Source organism: Leucobacter sp. cx-328 (assembly GCF_014530035.1).
Classification (GTDB): Bacteria; Actinomycetota; Actinomycetes; order Actinomycetales; family Microbacteriaceae; genus Leucobacter.
Map to the genome: position 1 here is coordinate 97582 of NZ_JACVMX010000003.1, position 20523 is coordinate 118104.

Here is a 20523-nt window from a genome sequence, read left to right on the forward strand (position 1 = left end):
GTTACGTATAGTAAGCAGAAGGGAAAGGATTAAACAATGTTCAATGTTGAATTGTTGCCAGAAGAAGCAGATATTCGCCACGAGCGCGCTCGCGACCTTGGAGTCCCGTTCGATGGCGTCCCTGGCACGCAGAACGCGATCACCGATGTCCCTGGCATTGAGGTCGGATTCGTCACTCTGACAGGCGACGCTCCTGGCGCGCCTGGCGGGCTGCGAACCGGGGTGACTGCGATCCTGCCTCGCGGCAAGCAGAAGGCGGCACTCCCCTGCGCCGCTGGCATCGCCGTGCTAAACGGGAACGGTGAACTCACTGGCCGTAGTTGGATCGAGGAATCCGGGCAGCTGCAAACCCCTATTGCAATCACCAACTCCCATGCCGTCGGCGCCGTCCATGCCGGGATCGACCGTTGGATGGCGGCGAACCACCCACAGGCGGCTGCGGCTTGGATGCTTCCCGTGGTCGGTGAGACCTGGGACGGCTACCTCAATACGATCAACGCACAAACAATCGCTCCCGAGCACGCGATCGCGGCGATTGAGAACGCAACCTCTGGTCCGGTCGAAGAAGGCAACGTTGGCGGCGGCAACGGCATGAACTGTTACGGGTTCAAGGGTGGCACCGGGACTGCCTCGCGCGTTGTGACATCCGGTGAGAAGTCATGGACGGTCGGAGTTCTTCTGCAGGCAAACTTCGGCTCGCGCAAGGAATTGCGCGTCGCGGGCCAAACGCTCGGGCGGTCGTCTGCTGCCCCCCTGCCCAATGGAGTCCAGCGGTTGGTTTGCAAAAGAACATGAGGCAGCTGGCACACTTCCCGGGGGTGCGGGCAGCGTCATCGTGATCGTTGCAACGGATGCGCCGATGCTTCCCGTCCAGTGTGAAGCACTCGCGCGCCGGGTCCCGCTCGGCCTTGCCCGCACTGGCACAACCGGAAGTCACTTCTCTGGCGATATCTTCCTTGCATTCTCCACTGCGAACGAAGGCTCACTCGCCTCGCGCATGAGCGATGAGACCGTGGCTGTCGAGACCTTGAGTTACGTGGCATGGGGATCAATTGACCCCTTCTTTGAAGCGGTCGTGGAAGCAACGGAGGAGGCTGTGCTCAACGCCCTCGTCGCCGCGCGGGACGTGACCGGCCGCAACGGCCATCAGAGCTTCGCGCTCCCCCACGGTGAGGTGCGCGCCGCGTTCACTGGCTGACCATTTCGGCGCGGATCATTCCAAGCTCGCCCAGTTGTTCGGCTAGTCGGTTTCCTCGTATTGACGCACGTGCTCCGCCACCTTGCGATCGAGCTCTTCCTCGAACGCAGTCGCCTCTGTGCCGACATGGTCTTGCCAATTTGTCACTGTGTTGTTGACGGAGCAGGCCGACGTAGCGGTCAAGGACATACCGAGATCGCTTGCTTGGAATCCCAGACCGGCGCCGTCTTCGCGATCCGCTCGAATGTAGGGATCGCGATTGGCGGCATCCTCGCGCACGTCGGTCACGACCCAGCCTTCCGATTCCCAGAACGCGCGCACGGCCGCTGCGGTCGCGGCCGGATCGGCAACAGTGTCTTTGAAGCGCAACGACTCAACCAGCTTGCCACCCGCGCTACAGCTGCGCGGGAACCAAGAACCCAAAATGGTTTCGCGGTGCTCTGCGTTCGCATCCCATGAAACCACTGTGTCACTGCCCCAGTGCCATCCCTCGGAGACGCCGGTGGCGTCAACGGCCTCGTCGAACTGAGCTGCTACCCACGCCCGTTGCTCATCCAACGTCATGTTTGTGGTCGGATTCCCCGATTCGCGCGACACGACCGGAACCTCCTGGATACACCCCGACAGCGATGCAGCACCGATGAGCGCGACAGTCAGTGCCGCTGCTGAACGCCAAGTGTTGGAGAGCTTCATATCGCTATCGTCAGCCGCTACGCCGAGAACTTGCCCTGATCTGCCGAACGAACCGCCCAAAGCGCGAGCGCCGCGGCGGTCGCAACGTTGAGTGAGTCGACGCTGTGCTCCATCGGGATCAGCACGGTACGTGCCGACGATGCGAGCGCACGGCGCGAGAGTCCGGGACCCTCTGAGCCGAACATGAGCGCGAGCTTATCGGGGACGTTGCCGACGAAATCAGCAAGGTCCTCAGCGTCGTCGCGCAGCGCGAACGCGGTGAGATCGTAGCCCGCGTCGCGGAACATCGGACCTGCCTCGCGCCAGTCAGGGAGGCGCGCCCACGGCACCTGCAACACGGCACCCATGCTCACACGCACCGCGCGGCGATACAGCGGATCGGCGCAGCCAGGCGACAGCAGCACGGCGTCCGCACCTAGCGCGGCGACCGATCGGAAGATCGCACCAACGTTGGTGTGGTCCATGAGGTCTTCGAGGACGACCACGCGCTTTGAAGCCTGCAGGAGTTCGAACGGGTCGCGATCCGCCGGACGGTGCATGGAAGCAAGCACGCCGCGGTGCATATGGAAGCCGGTGAGCTGCTCGAGCTGCGCCTCACTGCCGACATAGACGGGCACGTCGGGGTGCTCGGCGAGTGACTCCCCCAGCTGTGACAGCCAGGCCTCGGTCGTGAGCACGGCACGAGGCTTGTGGCCGGCCGCGATCGCGCGCGCGATGACCTTCGAAGATTCCGCGAGGTAGAGACCTTCTTCGGGCTCACGAACGCGGCGCAGCGCGACGTCAGTCAGCTGCGTAAAGTCGTTGAGCTCGGGGGCATTGATGTCTGTGATCGGAATGAGGTTCATTCGGCGCCTCCCAACGCATCGGTGATCCATGCGGCCGCGTCTGCCACGGCTTCGTAGTGCACAAGGTGTCCAGTGCCGGGGATGATGCGCAGCGTTGCGCCCGGGATTCGTCGCTCAAGGTCGAGCTGCGCCGCGAGCGGCGTGATGTCGTCACGATCGCCCACGATGAGGAGCGTTGGGACGCGATACTCCCCCGCGAACTCGCGCACAGTGTGCGAGACCGAGGCTTTGAAGGCTTCAAGCAGCGTCGCTGAGTCAGAGAAAGCGCTGAAGTAGGCGTGGTGCTGGGCGTGGATCCAGGCGCGGAGCTCGGGGTCACGAGTCTTGGCCATGACCTCACTCATCACTCGCACAATCAGGCGGTTGCCGAGCAGCTCCTTCGCGGCACGCTCGGGAAGCAGGCTGCCGGCCTTGTAGTAACCGATGGCAAGTTGCGTGAGTACTGCCTGCGGGCCCTCTAGCGCGGGAGAAGCGATGGGGTTCACCAGAATGACCTGGTCGGGCGAGAGACCGGCACGGAGAGCAGCAGAGACGACCAGTGAGCCGAACGAGTGGCCCAGCATCGTGTGCCCCTCGGGCGCAGCCTCAGCAACCAGCGCGACCAACCAGTCGCCGTACGCAGCGAGGTTGTGCTCGGTGCCAGCCATCGGCCCGGTCTCGCCGAAGCCGGGCAGATCAGGTACCAGGAAACGCTTGCCAGGGTTCTTCTCGGCAAGCGATTCAGCGAGCCCCTCGAGACCGTGATGATCGCCTCGGAAACCGTGCACCAGGAACACCGGCCAGCCATCGGCTGAGCCGTACTCCCACACATGGGTGTGGGTTCCTGCCACCTCGAACGTGTGTACCGTGCTCGTATTCACCTGTTTATCGTATCGGCCACCCCTGACATTCCAGCTCGCCGCCGCCCGCGCGCCACAGTGAGCCGATAGCATCGAAGTCAACGCGCCCGCAGCTCGAAAGGACTTCCGTTGCAGCGACCACTCCCCCTCTGGGCCTCACAAATTGCCGTGTTCGATACCGAAACCACAGGCATCGACACTGACACGTCACGCATTGTGAGCGCGACGGTCGCTCTGCTTGGCGACCAGGGAGAGGTGCTTGAGCGCTACGACTGGCTGTTGGATCCGGGCGTGGAGATTCCTGACGCAGCGGCGCGTGTACACGGCATCACGACCGCAATCGCGCGCACAAGCGGCACCAATGCGGCCGTGGGCGTTGCTCAGATCGCCGCACGCCTCGCCGAAATGGTTGATCGCGGATTCCCCGTCGTCATCTACAACGCGCCCTACGACCTGTCGCTGCTCGCTTCCGAACTGGAGCGTCACAACATCGATGCGGGCGTCCCGACGATGCCGATTCTCGATCCGCTCATCATCGACAAGCAGGTCGACAAGTACCGTCGTGGAAAACGCACCCTCGAGGCGGCGTCAGCGCACTACGGAGTCGAGCTGGGCACGGCGCATGATGCTGGCGATGATGCAATCGCAGCTGGCCGCGTCATGCAGCAGATCGCAGCCAAGTTTGGCGAATCGATGGCGGACGACCTTGAGTCCATCCATGCCGCGCAGATCAAGTGGGCGGCGGATCAGGCCGAAAACTTCCAGGACTACATGCGTAAGAACCGGGATCCGAACTTCACCGCGGACGGCCGCTGGCCGATTCGTCGCGGCTAGGAGGGGCGGCACGCGTAGCGCTCCTCGCTAAATCCCCGCGAACCCCGCAAAAAGGGGCCTTTCTCTCGAGAAGGGCCCTTTCTTGCGCCAGAAACGCCTTGCTTCGAGAGAAACAGGCAATTTCGCGGGGTTGGCTCACGTTTCGGGGTGGGGCGCATGATTCGCGGGGTTGAGCCCGCAGAACAGCGCCCAAACGCACGAAAGCCCGGGTTCCGAAGAACCCGGGCTTTCGTGAAGCGAGACTTAGGCGCCGAAGCCCTTGAAGCGCTGGTTGAACTTCTCAACGCGGCCAGCCGAGTCGAGGATACGCTGCTTACCGGTGTAGAACGGGTGCGAAGCGCTCGAGATTTCCACATCGAGAACCGGGTAGGTCACACCGTCAAGCTCGATCGTCTTGTCGCTCTTGAGGGTCGAACGGGTGAGGAAGGTCTCGCCCGAAGCCAGGTCGCGGAAAACGATTGCGTTGTACTCGGGGTGAATTGCGGTCTTCATGGAATAATCCTTTTGCCTTGATGATGGTGTGTAACAGCACACCGTGGGCCTGCGGCCAGAGCCGCAACAAGCGTCTAGTTTAGCAGACGATTCGCAAAGATTCGCCGCATTTCAGACGCAATTCGCTGGGCACCTAAAACGGCCACCCAGCAAAGCTGCTTGGCGAGCTCCCTAAGCGCGCGCAGTCGCGTTGTAGCGGCCGTTCGACTCGGTCAGCACAAGCGGCAAGTCGAACGTGCGCTCAAGGTTCTCTGCGGTCAGCGTCTCAGCGATCGGGCCGGCTGCCTGCACCTTACCGTCTGCAATGAGCATGAGATGGGTGAACCCTGGTGGGATCTCCTCAACGTGGTGCGTCACGAGGATCATCGCGGGCGAGTACTCCGACTGCGCGAAACCCGAGAGCATCTGAATGAGACGCTCACGAGCACCGAGATCGAGGCTCGAGCCCGGCTCATCGAGGAGCAACATCTCGGGATCAGCCATCACCGCACGAGCAATCATTGCGCGCTTGCGTTCGCCATCGCTGAGGGTACCGAAGCGACGATCCGCCAGTGCTTCGAGATCCCACTCAGCGAGCACACGACGCGCCTGACGCACATCGATCTCGTCGTACGACTCGTTCCAACGACCCTCGACCGCGTATGCCGCGGTGAGAACGAGGTTGAGCACGGTCTCGTCCGCGGGAATTCGGCGCATTGCAGCCGACGACACAAAGCCGATGCGGGTGCGCAGTTCGCGCACATCGACACGACCGAGGCGCTGATCGAGCACATCGACCGTGCCCTTCGACGGGTAGTCCTGCCCAGTTGCGAGCTTCATCAGCGTGGTCTTACCCGCGCCGTTGGGGCCGAGAATGACCCAGCGATCCGCCGAATCGATCGACCAATTGATGCCGTCAAGAATCGGACGGCCATTACGGACGTACGAAACGTCGGAAAGCTCGAGAACAGTTGCCATGCCTCCACACTAACGACTTGTCGCGCGCCCGCGCGTACATGAAACGCAGTGCGTCGGAATTCTCTAAACTGTCTTCCATGACCGTTGCACCGCTTGTAGTACTCGACTGTGATTCCACGACGATCCAGGACGAGGTGATTGAACTTATCGCGGAGGCCGCAGGCACCCGCGAGCAGGTGGCGGAGGTCACCGAACGCGCGATGCGCGGCGAGCTCGACTTCGCTGAGAGTCTCGCTGAGCGCGTTGCGACGCTCGCCGGCACGCCCGAGAGCGTGTTTGCCGATGTATATGCGCGGATCCGCCTCTCCCCTGGCATCGTTGAGTTGATCAGCGAGGTTCACGCGCGAGGTGGCAAGGTTGGTGTTGTGTCGGGCGGCTTCCACGAGGTGCTCGATCTTCTGGCCAAGGATCTGAAGCTCGACTTCTGGTCGGCAAACCGCCTCGAGGTCGAGAACGGTGTGCTCACTGGCCGCACCGTTGGCCCCGTGATCCACGCACAGGCGAAGGCTGAGAAGCTCCGCCTGTGGTCGAGCGAGAGCGGGATCGCGCTCGATTCTTCGGTTGCAATCGGCGACGGCGCGAACGACCTCGAAATGATGAAGATTGCTGCGATCGGTGTTGGTTACAACGCAAAGCCCATCGTGCAGGAGCAGGCTGACGAAGCGATTGAGGGAGATCTCCAGCTGGCGATCCCATTCCTTGATCGCCTGCCTATGCAGGAGTAGGTTCACGCACAAGCTTCACCATTTGGGTGAAAGCATCTCCATGGCGGTCGTGATTCTCTGCACAGCGGGAAGCACGACCGCCATGTGCATTCTCCAAGCACCCAAGACGGCTGAGCCGGCCTTCTTTGCCACATTTCTATTCCCATGACGCGCTGTCCTCGTTATCGTTGTCCACGAAGCGCCCTATGGCGACGTTATTCACACGCGAGAAAGAGACGGCATGCCTCATACGTCAGTCCCCACTGTCACGCTCAACAACGGGCTCGAAATGCCGCAGCTCGGCTTCGGGGTATACAAGGTGTCAAACGACGACGCGGCGACGGTCGTTACGCATGCGATCGAGGCCGGTTATCGCAGCATCGATACTGCGGCACTGTACGGCAACGAGCAGGGGGTGGGACAGGCAATTGCGCAGACAAGTGTTACGCGTGAAGACCTCTTCATCACCTCAAAGCTGTGGCCAAAAGACTTCACCTACGAAGGTGCGCTGCGCGGCTACGAAACCTCACTCGAAAAGCTCGGCCTTGAAAAGCTCGACCTTTACCTGCTGCATTGGCCCGCACCTGCGACCGACTCCTACCTTGAGGCTTGGCGCGCGCTCACCCAGTTGTACGCGGAGGGACGCGTCGGCGCTATCGGTGTCTCCAACTTCCTCCCCGAGCACCTGGCGCGCCTGGGTGAAGTCAGTGACATCGTCCCCGTTGTGAACCAGATCGAGCTGCACCCGTTGTTCCAGAATCGAGCGAGCGTGGCTGCAAACACCGCGCGTGGCATCGTCACCGAGGCCTGGAGCCCGCTCGCACAGGGTGCCGCGCTCTCACACCCGGCTGTGGTCGAAATCGCGGATCGGCTAGGAGTTACCTCGGCGCAGGTCATCCTGCACTGGCACCTGCAGCAGGGTCGCGTCATCATCCCGAAGTCGCAGACCCCGTCACGTATGGCTTCGAATCTTGACCTCTTCGGTTTCGAACTCTCGGAGACCGATCTCGCTGTCATCGATAGCTTGGACAGCGCTGAAGGTCGTGTCGGCCCGAACCCAGCAGAATTCAACGGCTAGAGCTCAGCAGTGCACAACGATACGGCCGGTACATCCGTGGAGATGTACCGGCCGTATTGCAATTTCACCCAGAGGACTCGGCTGGCGCCGAACTCACATCACTGCCATGCGCTAACAAGGCTGTGACCCCAAGCTGAGTCAGCAGCGTGAACTCAGTTGGGCCGTACAGGTCAGAAAGCTCGTGAATCAACGGAGCGATCGCTGGACCAACCTCATTGTCTGGCATCGCAGCAATCAATTGAACGAGTAAGAGAAGATCTTCTGGTGAAGCTCCAGAAGCCTCTGTGAGCGCACATAAGCGCTCAATTGAGTCCTCTGCACAAGCAAGCAACAATGCGCGCTTAGACGAGAAATTTGCGTACAGATGGGGCTGAGGCACGTCAGCCCGAGCTGCTATACGACCAGTTGAAGTGCCGTGATAGCCGTAGAGGCCGAACTCTACGAGTCCGGCCTCTACCAGGCGGCGACGATTTTCACCTGGGCGTCTTCGACCCTTGTAAGCGTCTGTCATCCGTTAATAGATATCGACAAGTTTGCGGTAGTGCTCGCCTACCGCTTCGAAACCTCGATGGTTGTAGAACGAACCCATACGAGCAGTGGAAGCAGAGATCTGTCGCACGCCACGCCCAGAGCAATAGTGCTCATTAGCTGACATGAGTCGATCTCCGATGCCGTTTTCACGTGCGGATTCATCTACAACGATCTCCTGCAGATGGGCGGTGAGGCCCGGTGCATGGAGGAGACGAGACACGGTGAGAAGCGAATAGCCGACAACTTTTCCATCAATCTCCGCGACGAAGAGCACGTTGGTCTCTTGTTCGCGGCGGATCATGACGTTGTCGTACGCAACCATGAACTCATCTCGACCGATCGGCTCGCGACCGGTGGAAAACTGGCGGGCCAGGCCGAAGACAGATTTTGCGTCTTCGGCCTGGCCGCGTCGAATCGTGATGCTCACGAAATCATCCAGATCTGATTACCGGGCGAAGTTACCGCGGTAGTACTCGTACACCCAGCCCACGACCGAAACAATCAGCAGAGGAACCGAGAAGAACGAGATCCAGAAGTTGAACGAGAGGCACATGCCGAGAACGACGAGTGCACACGCAAGTGCGAGCATGAACGGCCACCAGCTCCAGGGGCTGAAGTCGCCGAGCTCGGGATCGCCATCATCGATGTCAGAATCAAGACGATCCTCAATCGCAAGGCCGCCCTGCTTCTTCTGAACGAGGCCCAGGTACACGGCGATCATACCGGCAAGGAATGCCGCACCGAAGATCGACATCGAACCTGACCACTCGAGGTAGCCGTGGACGATGAAGTTCCATGCGGTGTACACCGTTGCAAGGAGAGCGAAGTAAATCGCAAGGATCCAGAAGATTACGATGTTTGATTTCATAGCCTTGTTCCTTCCTTACTACTTAGCTTCTGCGATTTCACGCACGACGGGCTGCTCAACACCGCTCACCTCAGGGTGATGCAGGTCGAAAGCAGGTGATTCCGAACGAATACGCGGGATCGAGGTGAAGTTGTGGCGCGGGGGCGGGCAAGAGGTTGCCCACTCGAGCGAGCGGCCGTAGCCCCAGGGGTCATCAACAGTGACCTTGGGAGCGCGGCGCGCGGTGACGTATACGTTCACAAGGAACGGAATCATCGATGCACCGAGGATCATTGCGCCAACGGTCGAGAGCTGGTTACCCCAGGTAATGCCATCGCTCGGCATGTAGGTGTAGTAACGGCGAGGCATAGCCATGACGCCAAGCCAGTGCTGCACGAGGAAGGTGGTGTGGAAGCCGATGAACAGCACCCAGAAGTGGATCTTGCCAAGACGCTCGTTGAGCATCTTGCCGGTCCACTTCGGCCACCAGAAGTAGAAGCCAGCGAACATCGCGAAGACGACCGTACCGAAGATCACGTAGTGGAAGTGAGCGACCACGAAGTAAGTATCAGAGAGGTGGAAGTCAAGCGCAGGCGAAGCGAGGATAACACCGGTGAGGCCGCCGAAGACGAAGGTCACGAGGAAGCCAAGCGACCAGAGCATCGGAGTTTCGAAGGTGATCGATCCGCGCCACATTGTTCCGATCCAGTTGAAGATCTTCACGCCGGTCGGAACCGCGATCAGCATCGTCATCAGGGCGAAGAACGGCAGGAGCACCGAACCGGTGACGTACATGTGGTGAGCCCACACCGTCATCGAGAGCGCAGCAATTGCGATGGTCGCGTAGATCAGGGTCTTGTAACCGAAGATCGGCTTACGGCTGAATACCGGGAAGATCTCAGAGACGATACCGAAGAACGGCAGCGCAATGATGTACACCTCGGGGTGGCCGAAGAACCAGAACAGATGCTGCCAGAGAATGGCGCCACCCTCACCGTTAAACACGTGAGCACCGAAGATACGGTCAGCTGCGAGGCTGAAGAATGCTGCTGCGAGAACGGGGAAGACGAGGAGCACGAGGATCGAGGTCACCAGGGTGTTCCAGGTGAAGATCGACATACGCCACATGGTCATGCCGGGGGCACGCATCGTGATGATGGTCGTGATGAAGTTCACGCCACCGAGGATGGTGCCGAAGCCGCCGATGCCCAGGCCAAGAACCCAGAGGTTTCCACCAACGCCAGGTGAGTACGTCATTTCAGACAGCGGCGCATAGGCGAACCAACCGAACGAAGCAGCACCCTGCGGGGTAAGGAAGCCACCGACCGCGATAAGCGAGCCGAAGGTGTAGAGCCAGAACGCGAAGGCGTTGAGGCGGGGGAAAGCCACGTCCGGTGCACCGATCTGAAGCGGCATCATAACGTTTGCGAAGCCAGCGAAGAGCGGCGTTGCAAACATCAGCAGCATGATCGTGCCGTGCATGGTAAACAGCTGGTTGTACTGTTCCTTGGTAGCAATGACCTCGAGGCCAGGCTGGAACAGCTGCGCGCGGATCACCAGGGCCATCAGGCCGCCAATGAGGAACCACACGAAGGAGCTGATCAGGTACATGTACCCGATCACCTTATGGTCCGTGGAAGTCATCCACGTGACAACTACGTTGCCCTTCTTCATCTTTCTGCTATCCCCTATTAGTCGTTCTGAGCCTTAGCCTCGTCCGAGGTGAACGAAGCCTGGTTCGGGTTGTACTCTTCGCCAACCAGACCCTGGTTCTCCGGGTTTGCCTTCAGGGTATCGATGTACTGATCGTAATCTTCCTGCGAGACAACCTTGACCTGGAAGAGCATCATTGAGTGGTACTCACCGCAGAGCTCAGCACACTTACCCATGAAGGTGCCGATTTCCTTGGGCTCGAAGCTCATGTAGTTGGTCTGACCCGGGATCATGTCCTTCTTGTAGAGGAACTCTACGATCCAGAAGGAGTGAATGACGTCACGGGTTTCGAGACGAATCTCGGTCTTGGTATCAACCGGGAGGTAGAGAACCGGCATGGTCTCTTCGGTTGCTTCACCGGTCTCATCGGTCTGGACCTGAACGCCCTGGAAGTGGACATCCTCGTTGACGTAGTTGAAGTCCCACGCCCAACGCTTGCCAATAACCTCTACGACGTTCTCCGGGTTGTCGTATCGAGCTTCAATCTTTGCCATCTCCTGAGCGGTGAAGGCGAAGAAGCCGAGGACAAGGAGAACGGGGACCACGGTGAAGAAGGTCTCGATCGGCATGTTGTAACGCAGCTGAACGGGGAGACCAGTCTGACCCTTGCGACGACGGTAAGCAATCGTCGCCCAAATGATGAGTGCCCAGGTGATTACGCCCACAATAAGGAGCACAATCCACGAGGTTACCCAGAGGCCAGTAATACCTTCGGTGTGGTTCGTCGCATTAGTGGATCCCTCGGGGAGGAATCCGCGCTGCTCTTCGGGCGTGCAGCCCGCGAGCACAAGTGCCGCGGACAGCGCCACAGGGGCCGCGACCCATTTCATTAGACGATTGGAACGCACCGCATACCTTTCGATATCTACTTCTCGTCGCCCCATTTCGGGCAGACGAATCTGATGACTACCTGTTAGCTTAGCGCGAACCTGAACGTTCCCCGAACACGGATGTACGGGTGTCGCAAACAGGAACGCGAAAATTCAACAGTTTTAGCTGAAACTGTCGCCACAGGCGCAGCTGCCCTCGGCGTTTGGATTGTCAATCGTGAAGCCCTGCTTCTCGATGGTGTCTTCGAAACCGATGGTTGCGCCACTGAGGTAGGGCACGCTCATCATGTCAACTGCGACCTCAACGCCATCGAAATCGACAATCGCGTCGTTCTCGAGCGTGCGCTCATCGAAGTACAACTGGTAAATCAAGCCTGAGCAACCACCGGGCTGCACGGCGATTCGCAGACGAAGGTCATCTCGACCTTCCTGCGCGAGCAGGCTGCGAACCTTTTCTCGCGCCGCATCACTCAACGCAACGCCGTGCGCCTGATCAACGGCGCCCTCAGCAGTCTCCATTTCCATGGCTGCTCCTTTACGTATAAAACTCAGCGAATTCGTATCTCGACAAGTCTACGCCTCTCAGAGGGAGAGGGTACGCTGTTAGGTGGCCCGTTTCCCTCACGCGTATGCGCGAGGCACGGCCCCGGAGCCAACGGGTTTCGGACTCGAAAGGAATAACGACGAGAATAATGAGTCGCGCAGAGCAGCCACAGGCCCAGGACTCCGGGATGAGCTCCAACGAAGAAGCAAACGGTAAGGGACGCCCTACCCCCTCGCGTAAGGCTGCCCAGGCAGCAAACGCACGCCCGATCGTCGGTTCGAAAGACAAGGCGCAGCAGAAAGAGATGCGGCGTAATCAGGTCGCCGAGCGTGAACGCGCTCGCGTCGGCATGATGCAGGGTGAGGAACGCTTCCTCACCGCACGTGACCGCGGCCCGCAGCGCCGCTACGTTCGCGACTACGTCGACGCACGTTGGAGTGTCGGCGAGCTGCTGATCCCCCTTATGTTGGTTGTGCTCGTCATGACCTTCATTCCGGGCATCATTCAGGTTCTGAGCCTCGTGCTCATCTGGGCGTTCGTGGCACTCGCGATTCTCGACGCTGTCTTCCTCGGCTTCCGGCTCAAGAAGAAGCTCGCAGAGAAGTTCGGTGAAGAAAACGTTCAGGGCGGGTTCCGCTGGTACGGCGCTATGCGTGCGATGCAGTTCCGTCCGCTTCGCGTACCGAAGCCTCAGGTCAAGCGCGGCAGCTACCCCGCATAAGCTCGTACACCGCGCGGTGCACGAAGCAACGACTGAGCCCCGGGTGAGATTGATTCTCACCCGGGGCTCAGTCGTTGCGGGGCTACCGATCGCGTGAGCGGATCCACCCCCTCACCGCTAAGCGGCCTGGCGCCAACCAGCCTTCTTCAGGCCGCGGTTGATCGCACGTGCCCACAGCGGCCCTTCGTAGATGAACGCGGTGAAGCCCTGCACCAGGGTGGCGCCGGCGTCGAGGCGTTCGATGACGTCGGCAGCAGTCGTGACGCCACCTACCGAGATAACGCAGAAGTCAGCGGGAGCGGTCTTGCGAATCTGCGTGAGGACTTCAAGCGAGCGATCCTTGAGCGGAGCACCCGAGAGGCCACCAGCTCCGATTGCTTCAATCTCAGCGGGCGTCACAGAGAGGCCTTCGCGCGAGATCGTAGTGTTGGTCGCAATAATCCCGTCAAGCCCGAGACGCACAGCGAGCGCGACAATGCCGTCAATCTGCTCGTCCCCCATGTCGGGTGCGATCTTCACAAGCAGTGGGGTCTCCCCCGCAGCTTCACGCACCGCAGCGAGCAGCGGCTCGAGCATGTCGATCTCCTGCAAGCCTCGCAGGCCGGGCGTGTTGGGCGAGCTGACGTTCACGGCGAGGTAGTCAGAGATCGGCGCGAGCCGGCCGGCGCTCCACACGTAATCGTCGATCGCGTTGTCGACCGGGGTCACTCGGCTCTTACCGATGTTTGCGCCGATGATGGGGCGATCCTTGCGCAGACGGGCCCGCTCGATGCGAGGAACCGCGGCTGCCGATCCGCCGTTGTTGAAGCCCATGCGGTTGATGAGACCGCGGTCTGCAACGAAGCGGAACATACGCGGCTTCGGATTGCCGGGCTGTGCATGCATCGTGACGGTGCCAACCTCAACGTGGCCGAAGCCAATCTCGCCGAGCCCGCGGATACCCTCTGCGTTCTTGTCAAAGCCTGCTGCCAGACCGAACGGGCTCGGGAAGGTGAGGCCAAGTGCCTCAACCTGGAGCGAGGGATCGGGAGCGCAGTAGCGCCGCACGAGTCCACCAAGCAGCGGCGATGCGCGGATCACGCGGAACGCGAGGTGGTGTGCCACCTCGGGGTCCATCGGCTTGAAAAAGATGTTGAACAGTGCGGGGTACAGGCGCATGCCGGAGTTACTCCTTGATGGGTTCTGAGCTTGCGCTCGGGGACGAAGCGTTTGAGCGCAAATCACTGATCGCGCTCTCAAAATCTGCGAGCGAATCGAAGGCCTGGTAGACGCTTGCAAATCGCAGGAAGGCGACCTCATCAAGCTCGCGCAGGTGCGGCAGAATCGCAAGGCCAATCTCATTGGCTTCAAACTGAGCAATGCCAGCCGAACGTACCGACTCCTCCACCCGCTGTGCAAGCACTGCAAGATCCGCGTCGGTGACCGGGCGCCCCTGGCAGGCCTTGCGAACACCGCTCACGACCTTCTCACGGCTGAACGGCTCAACAACACCCGAACGCTTGATGACCGTGAGACTCGCAGTCTCGGTCGTGGTAAACCTGCGACCACACTCGGGGCACTGACGGCGGCGGCGGATCGACATACCGTCATCGGCGGTACGCGAATCGATCACGCGCGAGTCTGAGTGACGGCAGAATGGGCAGTGCATTAGCGTGCCTCTTCGAATCGCGCCGAGACTGCCTCGCCGTGGGCGGGAAGGCCCTCGGCGCCTGCGAGTGAGAGCAATGGTGCCTCGACCTGTGCCAGCGCATCGCGGTCATACGAAATGATCTGTTGCGGACGCAGGAAGGTGTGTGCACCGAGGCCGGAGGCAAAGCGTGCGGTACCACCGGTGGGAAGTACATGGTTCGAACCCGCGAGGTAGTCGCCAAGGCTGACCGGAGTGTAGCTCCCGACGAAGATCGCACCTGCGTCGGTGATGAGCGAGAGAATTTCGTCATCATTGCTGGTCTGGATCTCGAGGTGCTCAGGACCGTATGCGTTGCTCACGCGCGCGCCAACAGTCATGTCGTCTACCAGCACAATTGCCGACTGCGGGCCACCGAGTGCCACGGCGACACGCTCGGCATGCCGGGTCTCCCCCGCACGCGCCGCAATCTCTGCGGCAACGCGCGTCGCAAACTCTTCTGAATCGGTTACGAGCACCGAAGCTGCTGCCTCGTCATGCTCAGCCTGGCTGATGAGGTCGGCAGCGACGAAGCGGGGATCAGCGCTCGAGTCTGCGAGGACAAGGATCTCAGTCGTTCCTGCTTCAGAGTCAATGCCAACGAGGCCGCTCACGACGCGCTTCGCAGCAGCGACGAACACGTTGCCCGGGCCAGTAACGACGTCAACGGGGGCAAGGTCGATGCTCGGGACACCGTGGGCAAACGCTGCGATCGCGCCAGCGCCGCCAATGGCGTACACCTCAGTCACTCCACACAGCGCAGCTGCCCACAACACAGCAGGGTGCGGAAGACCGTTGTTGTCCGCCTGGGCAGGCGAGGCAAGGGCAAGTTCGGGAACGCCTGCGGTCTGGGCAGAGACGGCGTTCATGATGACCGACGACGGATATGCTGCCTTGCCGCCCGGCGCGTACAGCCCTACCCGGGAGACGGGCTGCCAGCGCTGCGTGATGGTGGCACCGTCAGCGATGCGGGTGACCTGCTCGGCAGGAACCTGCGCCGCAGAGCCTTGACGCAGACGCACAATTAGCTCGCGAAGTGCGGCCTCAACCTCGGGCGGGCAGTCGGCAAGCGACTCCTGCACAGCAGCTTCGGGAACACGGAGCACATGCCCTCCCACGCCGTCAAAGTCGCGTGCCTGTTCACGCAGGGCGAGCTCGCCGCGGACGGCTACGTCCTGGACAAGCGGACGGACACGCTCTACGGCGACCTCTGCTCCGAGGGCAGCACGCGGGACGAGTTTGAGCAGGTCAGCGCGGGTAAGCTCGCGCCCCCGCAGATCAATCGTTCGCATCACCCTTCCAGTCTACCTGGCGGCCGGTCACACTCCCGTCGACGGCGCGAGCATTCCGAGCCATGCGAGCTCACGCACCGCTGATACGAGCGCCTCAGCAGCCGCGCCGCCGTCGACCTCAAGGATCGTCGCAAGCGCGTCTGCAATCTGGCCGAGGTCAAGGTCACCATCGCACGCGCCTACCGCGGCGGCAATGAGGGGGTCCGCTCCGACGCGCCGCGCGAGCGGGCGGTCAATCGTGAGAGCAAGCGCGCGCGGCGACTCTTCGCCCGGAGTGTGTTCGCGTTCCTCAACGACGTCGCGTGACCGTAGCCAGTGCGTCGCCAGCACGTCTGCGTCGCTCATTCGCGCGGCAATGACGCCGTTCGCAAACGCTGATGCGAGCAGGTCACCCGTACGGGGCCCACCGTACGCGCCGGCAACCTGCTCGATGTGCACGAGCGGATCGACTTCCGGCGTGACTTCCCGACGGATGCGGATCGATCCAAGCCCCACCCCAGCGATGCGGCGCGCAGCAAAGTCGTTGAGCCAACCATTCATGAGGCGCTCAAATTCTTCAGAGCCGGGGCGGGCACCACCGTCGCGGGCCCAGGTCTCCGCATACTGCGCGGGTTCGACGCGATCTCGCTCGATGACCCATGCGGCAAGCGCACCGTGCGCGTCGCTTGCGGCCTCGATCCATGCCTGCACACGGCCGAGTCCATTCTGTCCCCACGGAGATTCCCAGTTCGCCAGGCAGATGAGCGTGCCGCCAGCTGCGAGCAGCGCTGGCCCCTCGCGTACCACCCGTTCAGCGAGCGCGTCTCCGGTCATCCCACCGTCTCGGTACTCATACACCGGGGCAGAATCGTCACGTGGCGTGATCACAAAGGGCGGGTTCGACAGTACGAGTTCGAAGGACTCTCCCTCGACCGGAGCAAACAGATTACCCTGTCGGAATTCAATGTTTGACACGTCATTGAGGCGTGCGTTCGCGCGCGCAATCATGAGCGCGCGCTCAGAAATGTCTGTGGCGACAACGGGGCCGCGGAGCGCGAGGTGCAATGCCACAATGCCACAACCGGTGCCCAGATCGAGTGAGCTTGCGACATCACGGCCTGGCGCCTGCGAGATGAGTGAACGGGTCGCACCGCCGATTCCCATGACATGATCGGTGCGGGCTGGGCCGCGGCGCAGCTGATCATCAAGGTCAGAAATAATGCGCCAATCCAGCGGATCGTCGCTCCGCGAGTCCTCGACCTGCACGGGATTCAACGAAAGCGCTGCCCGGAACCGATCATCTGCGTCGCTCGCACGATCGGCGATGCAGGTAACGAGGCCGAGCTCAACCGCGCCAGTGGCCGTCAGGCTCGGGAGCGCATGGTTGAGGTCCTCGGCGGCCACCTCCTGACCCAGGAGGAAGATCTGAATGAGGATACTCAGCGGCGTTTGCTGATCCGCGCCCTGCGCCCGTTCCGAGAGCACCCGCAGCCCAGGCGCGAACACGCCGCGCAGACGCGCGGCGTCGGCAATCACGCCAAGCTCAGCCATCACGGCTTCTGCCCAGTAGTCTGCGTGGTCAAGGTCGTGGCGCAGCTGGTCAATAAGGTCGATCTTCACCGTGCAAGCTTACGGTGTGCGTTGCACGAATGCCGAACGCCCCGACACGGTGCCGGGGCGTTCGGGATGCGCTGTGACTAGCGCTTCGTTACCGAGCTGTTGACCTGCGTCGAGATCACCGTGTCAAAATTCGGACCCGCAATACGACGCTTTTTGAGGTTCTTGTTCACGAGCGGCCAGAAGATGACCAGTACCAGTGTTGCGGCGAGACTCGTAAAGACCTGCGTGCGACCGCTTTCGGAGGTGAGCATGACGATCACGATCCCAACGATCGCAGCAATGAGGAAGATGTTGAGCCACGGGTGTAGCCAGACCTTGATCTTCAACTTGCCCACTTCATCGGGAGTCATCTGCTGACGCATGCGCATCTGGGTGAGTGCGATCAGCACGTAGACAAAGAGTGCGACGAGACCCGCAGAGTTCATGATGAAGTCGAACACGCCGGAGTCAGGTGCGAAGAAGTTCACCAGGGTCGCAATGATGCCACCGAACGTCGATGCGATGAGGGCGAACACCGGGACGCCACGACGACTCTTACGAGCAACGATTTTGGGCGCGTACCCCTGCTCAGCGAGCGCAGCAAACATGCGTGATGCGGAATAGAGGCCGGAGTTCAACACCGAGATCACCGCGGTGAAGATGATGAGCTGCATGATTTCAGTCGCGAATGGCAAGCCGAAGCGCTCGAAGACCAGGGTGAACGGTGCGTTTGCGACACTCGTCGGGGCAGGCAGCTCGTTCCAGGGGATGACCATGGTGACGATCAACACGCCACCAACGAAGAAGAGCAGGATGCGCCAAATGACGGTACCTGTTGCCTGCCGAATTCCCTTTCCGGGATCCTCCGATTCAGCGGCAGCCATGACTGCAATCTCGGTGCCGAAATACGAAAAGATCACAAGCGAAACGCCCGTGAGGGCAATACCCACACCGTTCGGCGCAAAGCCACCGTGTTCCCACAGGTTGGGAACTGAGAAGTGTGACTCGGGCCACAGGCCAAACACAAAGAGCAAGCCTGCGCCGAGGAAGACAACGATCGCGATGACCTTAATGCTCGCAAGCCAGAATTCCACCTCGCCGAATGCGCGCACCGACACCATGTTGACGCCGATAAAGAGCACGAGCATACCAATACCCCAGGCCCACGATGGCAACACCGGGAACCACGTATGCAGCGTCTCACCGCTGAGCACCGCCTCATATGCGAGCACACCGACCCAGAAGTACCAGTACAACCAGCCAACGAGGTAAGCCGCCCAGCCGCCGAGCCCAACACGCGCGTATTCCATGAAGGAACCCGTCGCTGGGCGCGAAGCAGCCATCTCACCGAGCATGCGCATCGCAAGGAAGACCAACAGGCCACCGATGAGGTAGGAGATGATCGCTGCGGGACCGACGCTACGAATGACGTTGCCTGAGCCAACGAACAGTGCGGCGCCGATGATGCCACCGAGCGTGATCATGGTCACATGCCGTGACCGAAGCTTTTGCTGACCAGAAACAACTTGGCCTGCTGATGTGGCCGGGGATACCGGCTTGTCGTAGCGAGATTCACTCTGCATGTTTCGCCCTTGAAAAATCGAGACTCTTTGCTTGCTGCCACGCTGCTGAACAAGCCAGATGGCAACACTGCCAGGTCCTGGTGAGAACCGTCTCAATTAGTTTCGCGGATCACTCAAAGCAAGCGACTGGCGCCTCTGCACAGTGCTGCCAGCTCACACTGGGCAAACCCGCCGCATGAGGATTTGACAGCCATACGGCATACGTCTCGTGACACAAAACAGTGGCCGCCCCCCACACGGGAGCGACCACTGTTATTGTGCGAGAAAGCGCTTAGCCTTCGCCGTTGAAGCTTGAGGTGTCACCAACGAGACGGGTGTTGTCTGCGGGGACCGCCTCAACCGCAGCCTTCGCAACCTCAGCAGCGAACTCTGCGACGTTGTACAGCTTGCCTGCCTGCTCACGACGTTCTTCAATCGCGCCGGGGTTCAGACGGTTGAGGAGCGTTGCGGTAACAGTGCCCTCAATCATGTCGCCCGAGACCACGACGAAGCCAATGCCGCGAGCTTCAAGCTCGGGAATACGCGCACGGAGTGCGTCTTCGCCGGCACGCTTCGACTCTGCAACCGGAACGTACTCGGGCATCGTTGGGGTCGTCCGAATGAAGTGCGCCTGGTGGCTCGTCACGAACACCACGCGCGAGCCTTCACCGAGCAGCGGAAGCGCTGCGTCGAGCACGCTGAGCTGCGCATCGCGGTTAAGCTGCAGGGCGTAGTCCTCAGCCATGCCACTCTCCATGCCGCCCGAGGCGTTGAGCACGAGGATATCGAGACCGCCGAACTCCTCCTTCACATTCGCCATCATCGCCTGGACCGACTCAGGGTCGGTAAGGTCAGCGCCCTGGACAAGGGCGCGAACACCGAGATCTTGCAGCTGTGAAGCTAGCTTCTCCGCACGGGGTGCCTTGTTGCGGAAGTTGACGACCACGTCTGCGCCGGCTTCTGCAAAGTAGCGGACAGTGTCGGCACCAACGCCGCGGGAGGATCCCGTGACCAGTGCGCGGCGGCCAGCAAGGCTGCCCGACTCGAGGACGGTGGGCTGAGCGGTTTCAGTCATCTGCGATGCTCCTTTGAGGACTCTGCATACGTACCCACCCAGCGTACTGGAAGAAACATTCCCCCTACCGCCACGACGCGATCCCCGATAGCCTGCACATAGGTGGGCGATGATGAAGAAGCCAGGAGGTGTCGCCCTCGACATGGAGGTCCAAGATGGCCGATCGTACACTTCGCGGAGCCCGCATTGGCGCTACGAGCATGCAGAATGAGCAAGGCGTTGAGCTGGCTCCCCGCAAGACCGTTGAATACCTGACCGACAAAGGCACCCGTTTCAAGGTGGTCTTTGACGCCGACGCTGAACCGCCGGCTGAGTGGACCGACCTTCGCAGTGGCGAGCTCGGCTTCCTCGACGACGAGGCAGGCAAGGCTGCGCGCGCTGAGTTCGAAGGCAAAGAGTCAACGCAGCGTACACCCTGGGACATGTTGATCGAGCGCCGAAGCCGCGAAGAGCTTGAGGAAGTTCTTGAGGAACGCCTCAAGATCCTGCGCGCTCGCCGCGGTGGCCACAAAAAGAAGTAACGC

Annotated in this window: 24 protein-coding genes; 7 read left to right on the forward strand and 17 right to left on the reverse strand. The window is 60.9% G+C overall.

The annotated features are described in order from the left end of the window. Positions 1-36: 36 nt before the first annotated feature. Together ICL81_RS05285 and ICL81_RS11950 are read left to right on the forward strand one after the other, a co-directional pair. A complete protein-coding gene (locus ICL81_RS05285) occupies positions 37-795 on the forward strand; it encodes a P1 family peptidase (protein ID WP_251381817.1) in 759 nt (252 codons plus the stop codon). 40 nt (positions 796-835) lie between these two features. Next, on the forward strand, positions 836-1198 hold the full coding sequence (locus ICL81_RS11950) for a P1 family peptidase (RefSeq protein ID WP_353055425.1): 363 nt from the start codon (positions 836-838) through the stop codon (positions 1196-1198). 42 nt (positions 1199-1240) lie between these two features. Here the strand turns inward: ICL81_RS11950 and ICL81_RS05290 are convergent, their stop codons facing one another. The 3 genes from ICL81_RS05290 to ICL81_RS05300 are packed head-to-tail and all read right to left on the reverse strand — an operon-like array spanning position 1241 to position 3596. Continuing rightward, positions 1241-1891: a hypothetical protein gene (locus ICL81_RS05290; protein ID WP_188033903.1), complete on the reverse strand. Its 651-nt coding sequence runs from the start codon at positions 1889-1891 to the stop codon at positions 1241-1243. A 17-nt stretch (positions 1892-1908) separates the two neighbouring features. Further along, entirely contained in the window at positions 1909-2736 is an 828-nt protein-coding gene (locus ICL81_RS05295) for an RNA methyltransferase (RefSeq protein ID WP_188033904.1), read from the reverse strand. Further along, positions 2733-3596 carry an alpha/beta hydrolase gene (locus tag ICL81_RS05300; RefSeq protein WP_353055426.1) on the reverse strand — a complete coding sequence of 288 codons (864 nt, stop codon included), beginning with the start codon at positions 3594-3596 and terminating at the stop codon, positions 2733-2735. The genes ICL81_RS05295 and ICL81_RS05300 overlap by 4 nt, the downstream gene beginning before the upstream one ends. A 108-nt stretch (positions 3597-3704) precedes the next feature. Between ICL81_RS05300 and ICL81_RS05305 the strand changes: the two genes are divergently transcribed. After that, positions 3705-4409 (forward strand): exonuclease domain-containing protein, encoded by a 705-nt coding sequence (locus ICL81_RS05305; protein ID WP_188033905.1) that lies wholly within the window; start codon positions 3705-3707, stop codon positions 4407-4409. Positions 4410-4652: 243 nt separating this feature from the next. On the opposite strand, the gene ICL81_RS05310 is transcribed toward ICL81_RS05305, so the two are convergent. Together ICL81_RS05310 and ICL81_RS05315 are read right to left on the reverse strand one after the other, a co-directional pair. Beyond that, positions 4653-4901: a type B 50S ribosomal protein L31 gene (locus ICL81_RS05310; RefSeq protein ID WP_188024045.1), complete on the reverse strand. Its 249-nt coding sequence runs from the start codon at positions 4899-4901 to the stop codon at positions 4653-4655. Positions 4902-5072: 171 nt separating this feature from the next. Continuing rightward, positions 5073-5858 carry an ABC transporter ATP-binding protein gene (locus ICL81_RS05315; protein ID WP_188033906.1) on the reverse strand — a complete coding sequence of 262 codons (786 nt, stop codon included), beginning with the start codon at positions 5856-5858 and terminating at the stop codon, positions 5073-5075. 77 nt (positions 5859-5935) lie between these two features. Here ICL81_RS05315 and serB point away from each other — a divergent pair, with 77 nt between their 5' ends. Together serB and ICL81_RS05325 are read left to right on the forward strand one after the other, a co-directional pair. Further along, a complete protein-coding gene (gene serB / locus ICL81_RS05320; RefSeq protein ID WP_188033907.1) occupies positions 5936-6583 on the forward strand; it encodes a phosphoserine phosphatase SerB in 648 nt (215 codons plus the stop codon). A gap of 220 nt (positions 6584-6803) precedes the next feature. Next, positions 6804-7640 carry an aldo/keto reductase gene (locus ICL81_RS05325; protein ID WP_188033908.1) on the forward strand — a complete coding sequence of 279 codons (837 nt, stop codon included), beginning with the start codon at positions 6804-6806 and terminating at the stop codon, positions 7638-7640. 64 nt (positions 7641-7704) lie between these two features. On the opposite strand, the gene ICL81_RS12165 is transcribed toward ICL81_RS05325, so the two are convergent. The 6 genes from ICL81_RS12165 to ICL81_RS05355 form a co-directional block, all read right to left on the reverse strand. Further along, positions 7705-8151 carry a TetR/AcrR family transcriptional regulator gene (locus tag ICL81_RS12165; protein WP_188033909.1) on the reverse strand — a complete coding sequence of 149 codons (447 nt, stop codon included), beginning with the start codon at positions 8149-8151 and terminating at the stop codon, positions 7705-7707. A gap of 3 nt (positions 8152-8154) precedes the next feature. Beyond that, entirely contained in the window at positions 8155-8598 is a 444-nt protein-coding gene (locus ICL81_RS05335; RefSeq protein WP_188033910.1) for a GNAT family N-acetyltransferase, read from the reverse strand. Between the two features lie 18 nt (positions 8599-8616). After that, on the reverse strand, positions 8617-9039 hold the full coding sequence (locus tag ICL81_RS05340) for a cytochrome c oxidase subunit 4 (RefSeq protein ID WP_188033911.1): 423 nt from the start codon (positions 9037-9039) through the stop codon (positions 8617-8619). Between the two features lie 18 nt (positions 9040-9057). Continuing rightward, positions 9058-10692, reverse strand: a complete 1635-nt coding sequence (gene ctaD, locus ICL81_RS05345; RefSeq protein WP_188033912.1) for a cytochrome c oxidase subunit I — start codon at positions 10690-10692, stop codon at positions 9058-9060. A 17-nt stretch (positions 10693-10709) separates the two neighbouring features. Further along, a complete protein-coding gene (coxB, locus tag ICL81_RS05350) occupies positions 10710-11561 on the reverse strand; it encodes a cytochrome c oxidase subunit II (RefSeq protein ID WP_188033913.1) in 852 nt (283 codons plus the stop codon). A 162-nt stretch (positions 11562-11723) separates the two neighbouring features. Then, positions 11724-12086: an iron-sulfur cluster assembly accessory protein gene (locus ICL81_RS05355; protein WP_251381821.1), complete on the reverse strand. Its 363-nt coding sequence runs from the start codon at positions 12084-12086 to the stop codon at positions 11724-11726. Between the two features lie 206 nt (positions 12087-12292). Here ICL81_RS05355 and ICL81_RS05360 point away from each other — a divergent pair, with 206 nt between their 5' ends. Then, positions 12293-12826, forward strand: coding sequence for a DUF3043 domain-containing protein (locus ICL81_RS05360; RefSeq protein ID WP_251381823.1), 534 nt, complete (start codon positions 12293-12295; stop codon positions 12824-12826). A gap of 117 nt (positions 12827-12943) precedes the next feature. On the opposite strand, the gene ICL81_RS05365 is transcribed toward ICL81_RS05360, so the two are convergent. The 6 genes from ICL81_RS05365 to ICL81_RS05390 all read right to left on the reverse strand — a co-directional run bounded on the left by ICL81_RS05365 (position 12944) and on the right by ICL81_RS05390 (position 19999). Further along, on the reverse strand, positions 12944-13978 hold the full coding sequence (locus ICL81_RS05365) for a quinone-dependent dihydroorotate dehydrogenase (RefSeq protein ID WP_370566856.1): 1035 nt from the start codon (positions 13976-13978) through the stop codon (positions 12944-12946). 13 nt (positions 13979-13991) lie between these two features. Next, entirely contained in the window at positions 13992-14474 is a 483-nt protein-coding gene (gene nrdR, locus ICL81_RS05370; RefSeq protein WP_188033916.1) for a transcriptional regulator NrdR, read from the reverse strand. After that, a complete protein-coding gene (gene hisD / locus ICL81_RS05375; RefSeq protein WP_188034140.1) occupies positions 14474-15784 on the reverse strand; it encodes a histidinol dehydrogenase in 1311 nt (436 codons plus the stop codon). Before hisD ends, nrdR begins: the two co-directional genes overlap by 1 nt. A gap of 27 nt (positions 15785-15811) precedes the next feature. Next, positions 15812-17383, reverse strand: a complete 1572-nt coding sequence (locus ICL81_RS05380; protein WP_188033917.1) for a methyltransferase — start codon at positions 17381-17383, stop codon at positions 15812-15814. Positions 17384-17460: 77 nt separating this feature from the next. Further along, entirely contained in the window at positions 17461-18846 is a 1386-nt protein-coding gene (locus tag ICL81_RS05385) for an amino acid permease (RefSeq protein WP_188034141.1), read from the reverse strand. Between the two features lie 370 nt (positions 18847-19216). Continuing rightward, positions 19217-19999, reverse strand: a complete 783-nt coding sequence (locus ICL81_RS05390) for an SDR family oxidoreductase (protein WP_188033918.1) — start codon at positions 19997-19999, stop codon at positions 19217-19219. 155 nt (positions 20000-20154) lie between these two features. On the opposite strand from ICL81_RS05390, the gene ICL81_RS05395 reads away from it, so the two are divergent. Continuing rightward, positions 20155-20520: an RNA polymerase-binding protein RbpA gene (locus ICL81_RS05395; protein WP_188033919.1), complete on the forward strand. Its 366-nt coding sequence runs from the start codon at positions 20155-20157 to the stop codon at positions 20518-20520. The last annotated feature ends 3 nt before the right edge of the window (positions 20521-20523 follow it).

Bases quoted from the DNA above. Each gene is read 5' to 3' on its own strand.
- ICL81_RS05395 (WP_188033919.1), top strand. From the start codon at position 20,155: ATGGCCGATCGTACACTTCGCGGAGCCCGCATTGGCGCTACGAGCATG.
- ICL81_RS05290 (WP_188033903.1), bottom strand. From the start codon at position 1,891: ATGAAGCTCTCCAACACTTGGCGTTCAGCAGCGGCACTGACTGTCGCG.
- ICL81_RS05385 (WP_188034141.1), bottom strand. From the start codon at position 18,846: ATGATCACGCTCGGTGGCATCATCGGCGCCGCACTGTTCGTTGGCTCA.
- ICL81_RS05325 (WP_188033908.1), top strand. From the start codon at position 6,804: ATGCCTCATACGTCAGTCCCCACTGTCACGCTCAACAACGGGCTCGAA.
- ctaD (WP_188033912.1), bottom strand. From the start codon at position 10,692: ATGAAGAAGGGCAACGTAGTTGTCACGTGGATGACTTCCACGGACCAT.
- ICL81_RS12165 (WP_188033909.1), bottom strand. From the start codon at position 8,151: ATGACAGACGCTTACAAGGGTCGAAGACGCCCAGGTGAAAATCGTCGC.
- ICL81_RS05285 (WP_251381817.1), top strand. From the start codon at position 37: ATGTTCAATGTTGAATTGTTGCCAGAAGAAGCAGATATTCGCCACGAG.
- ICL81_RS05360 (WP_251381823.1), top strand. From the start codon at position 12,293: ATGAGCTCCAACGAAGAAGCAAACGGTAAGGGACGCCCTACCCCCTCG.
- nrdR (WP_188033916.1), bottom strand. From the start codon at position 14,474: ATGCACTGCCCATTCTGCCGTCACTCAGACTCGCGCGTGATCGATTCG.
- ICL81_RS05355 (WP_251381821.1), bottom strand. From the start codon at position 12,086: ATGGAAATGGAGACTGCTGAGGGCGCCGTTGATCAGGCGCACGGCGTT.
- serB (WP_188033907.1), top strand. From the start codon at position 5,936: ATGACCGTTGCACCGCTTGTAGTACTCGACTGTGATTCCACGACGATC.
- hisD (WP_188034140.1), bottom strand. From the start codon at position 15,784: ATGCGAACGATTGATCTGCGGGGGCGCGAGCTTACCCGCGCTGACCTG.
- ICL81_RS05340 (WP_188033911.1), bottom strand. From the start codon at position 9,039: ATGAAATCAAACATCGTAATCTTCTGGATCCTTGCGATTTACTTCGCT.
- coxB (WP_188033913.1), bottom strand. From the start codon at position 11,561: ATGAAATGGGTCGCGGCCCCTGTGGCGCTGTCCGCGGCACTTGTGCTC.
- ICL81_RS05390 (WP_188033918.1), bottom strand. From the start codon at position 19,999: ATGACTGAAACCGCTCAGCCCACCGTCCTCGAGTCGGGCAGCCTTGCT.
- ICL81_RS05315 (WP_188033906.1), bottom strand. From the start codon at position 5,858: ATGGCAACTGTTCTCGAGCTTTCCGACGTTTCGTACGTCCGTAATGGC.
- ICL81_RS05295 (WP_188033904.1), bottom strand. From the start codon at position 2,736: ATGAACCTCATTCCGATCACAGACATCAATGCCCCCGAGCTCAACGAC.
- ICL81_RS05310 (WP_188024045.1), bottom strand. From the start codon at position 4,901: ATGAAGACCGCAATTCACCCCGAGTACAACGCAATCGTTTTCCGCGAC.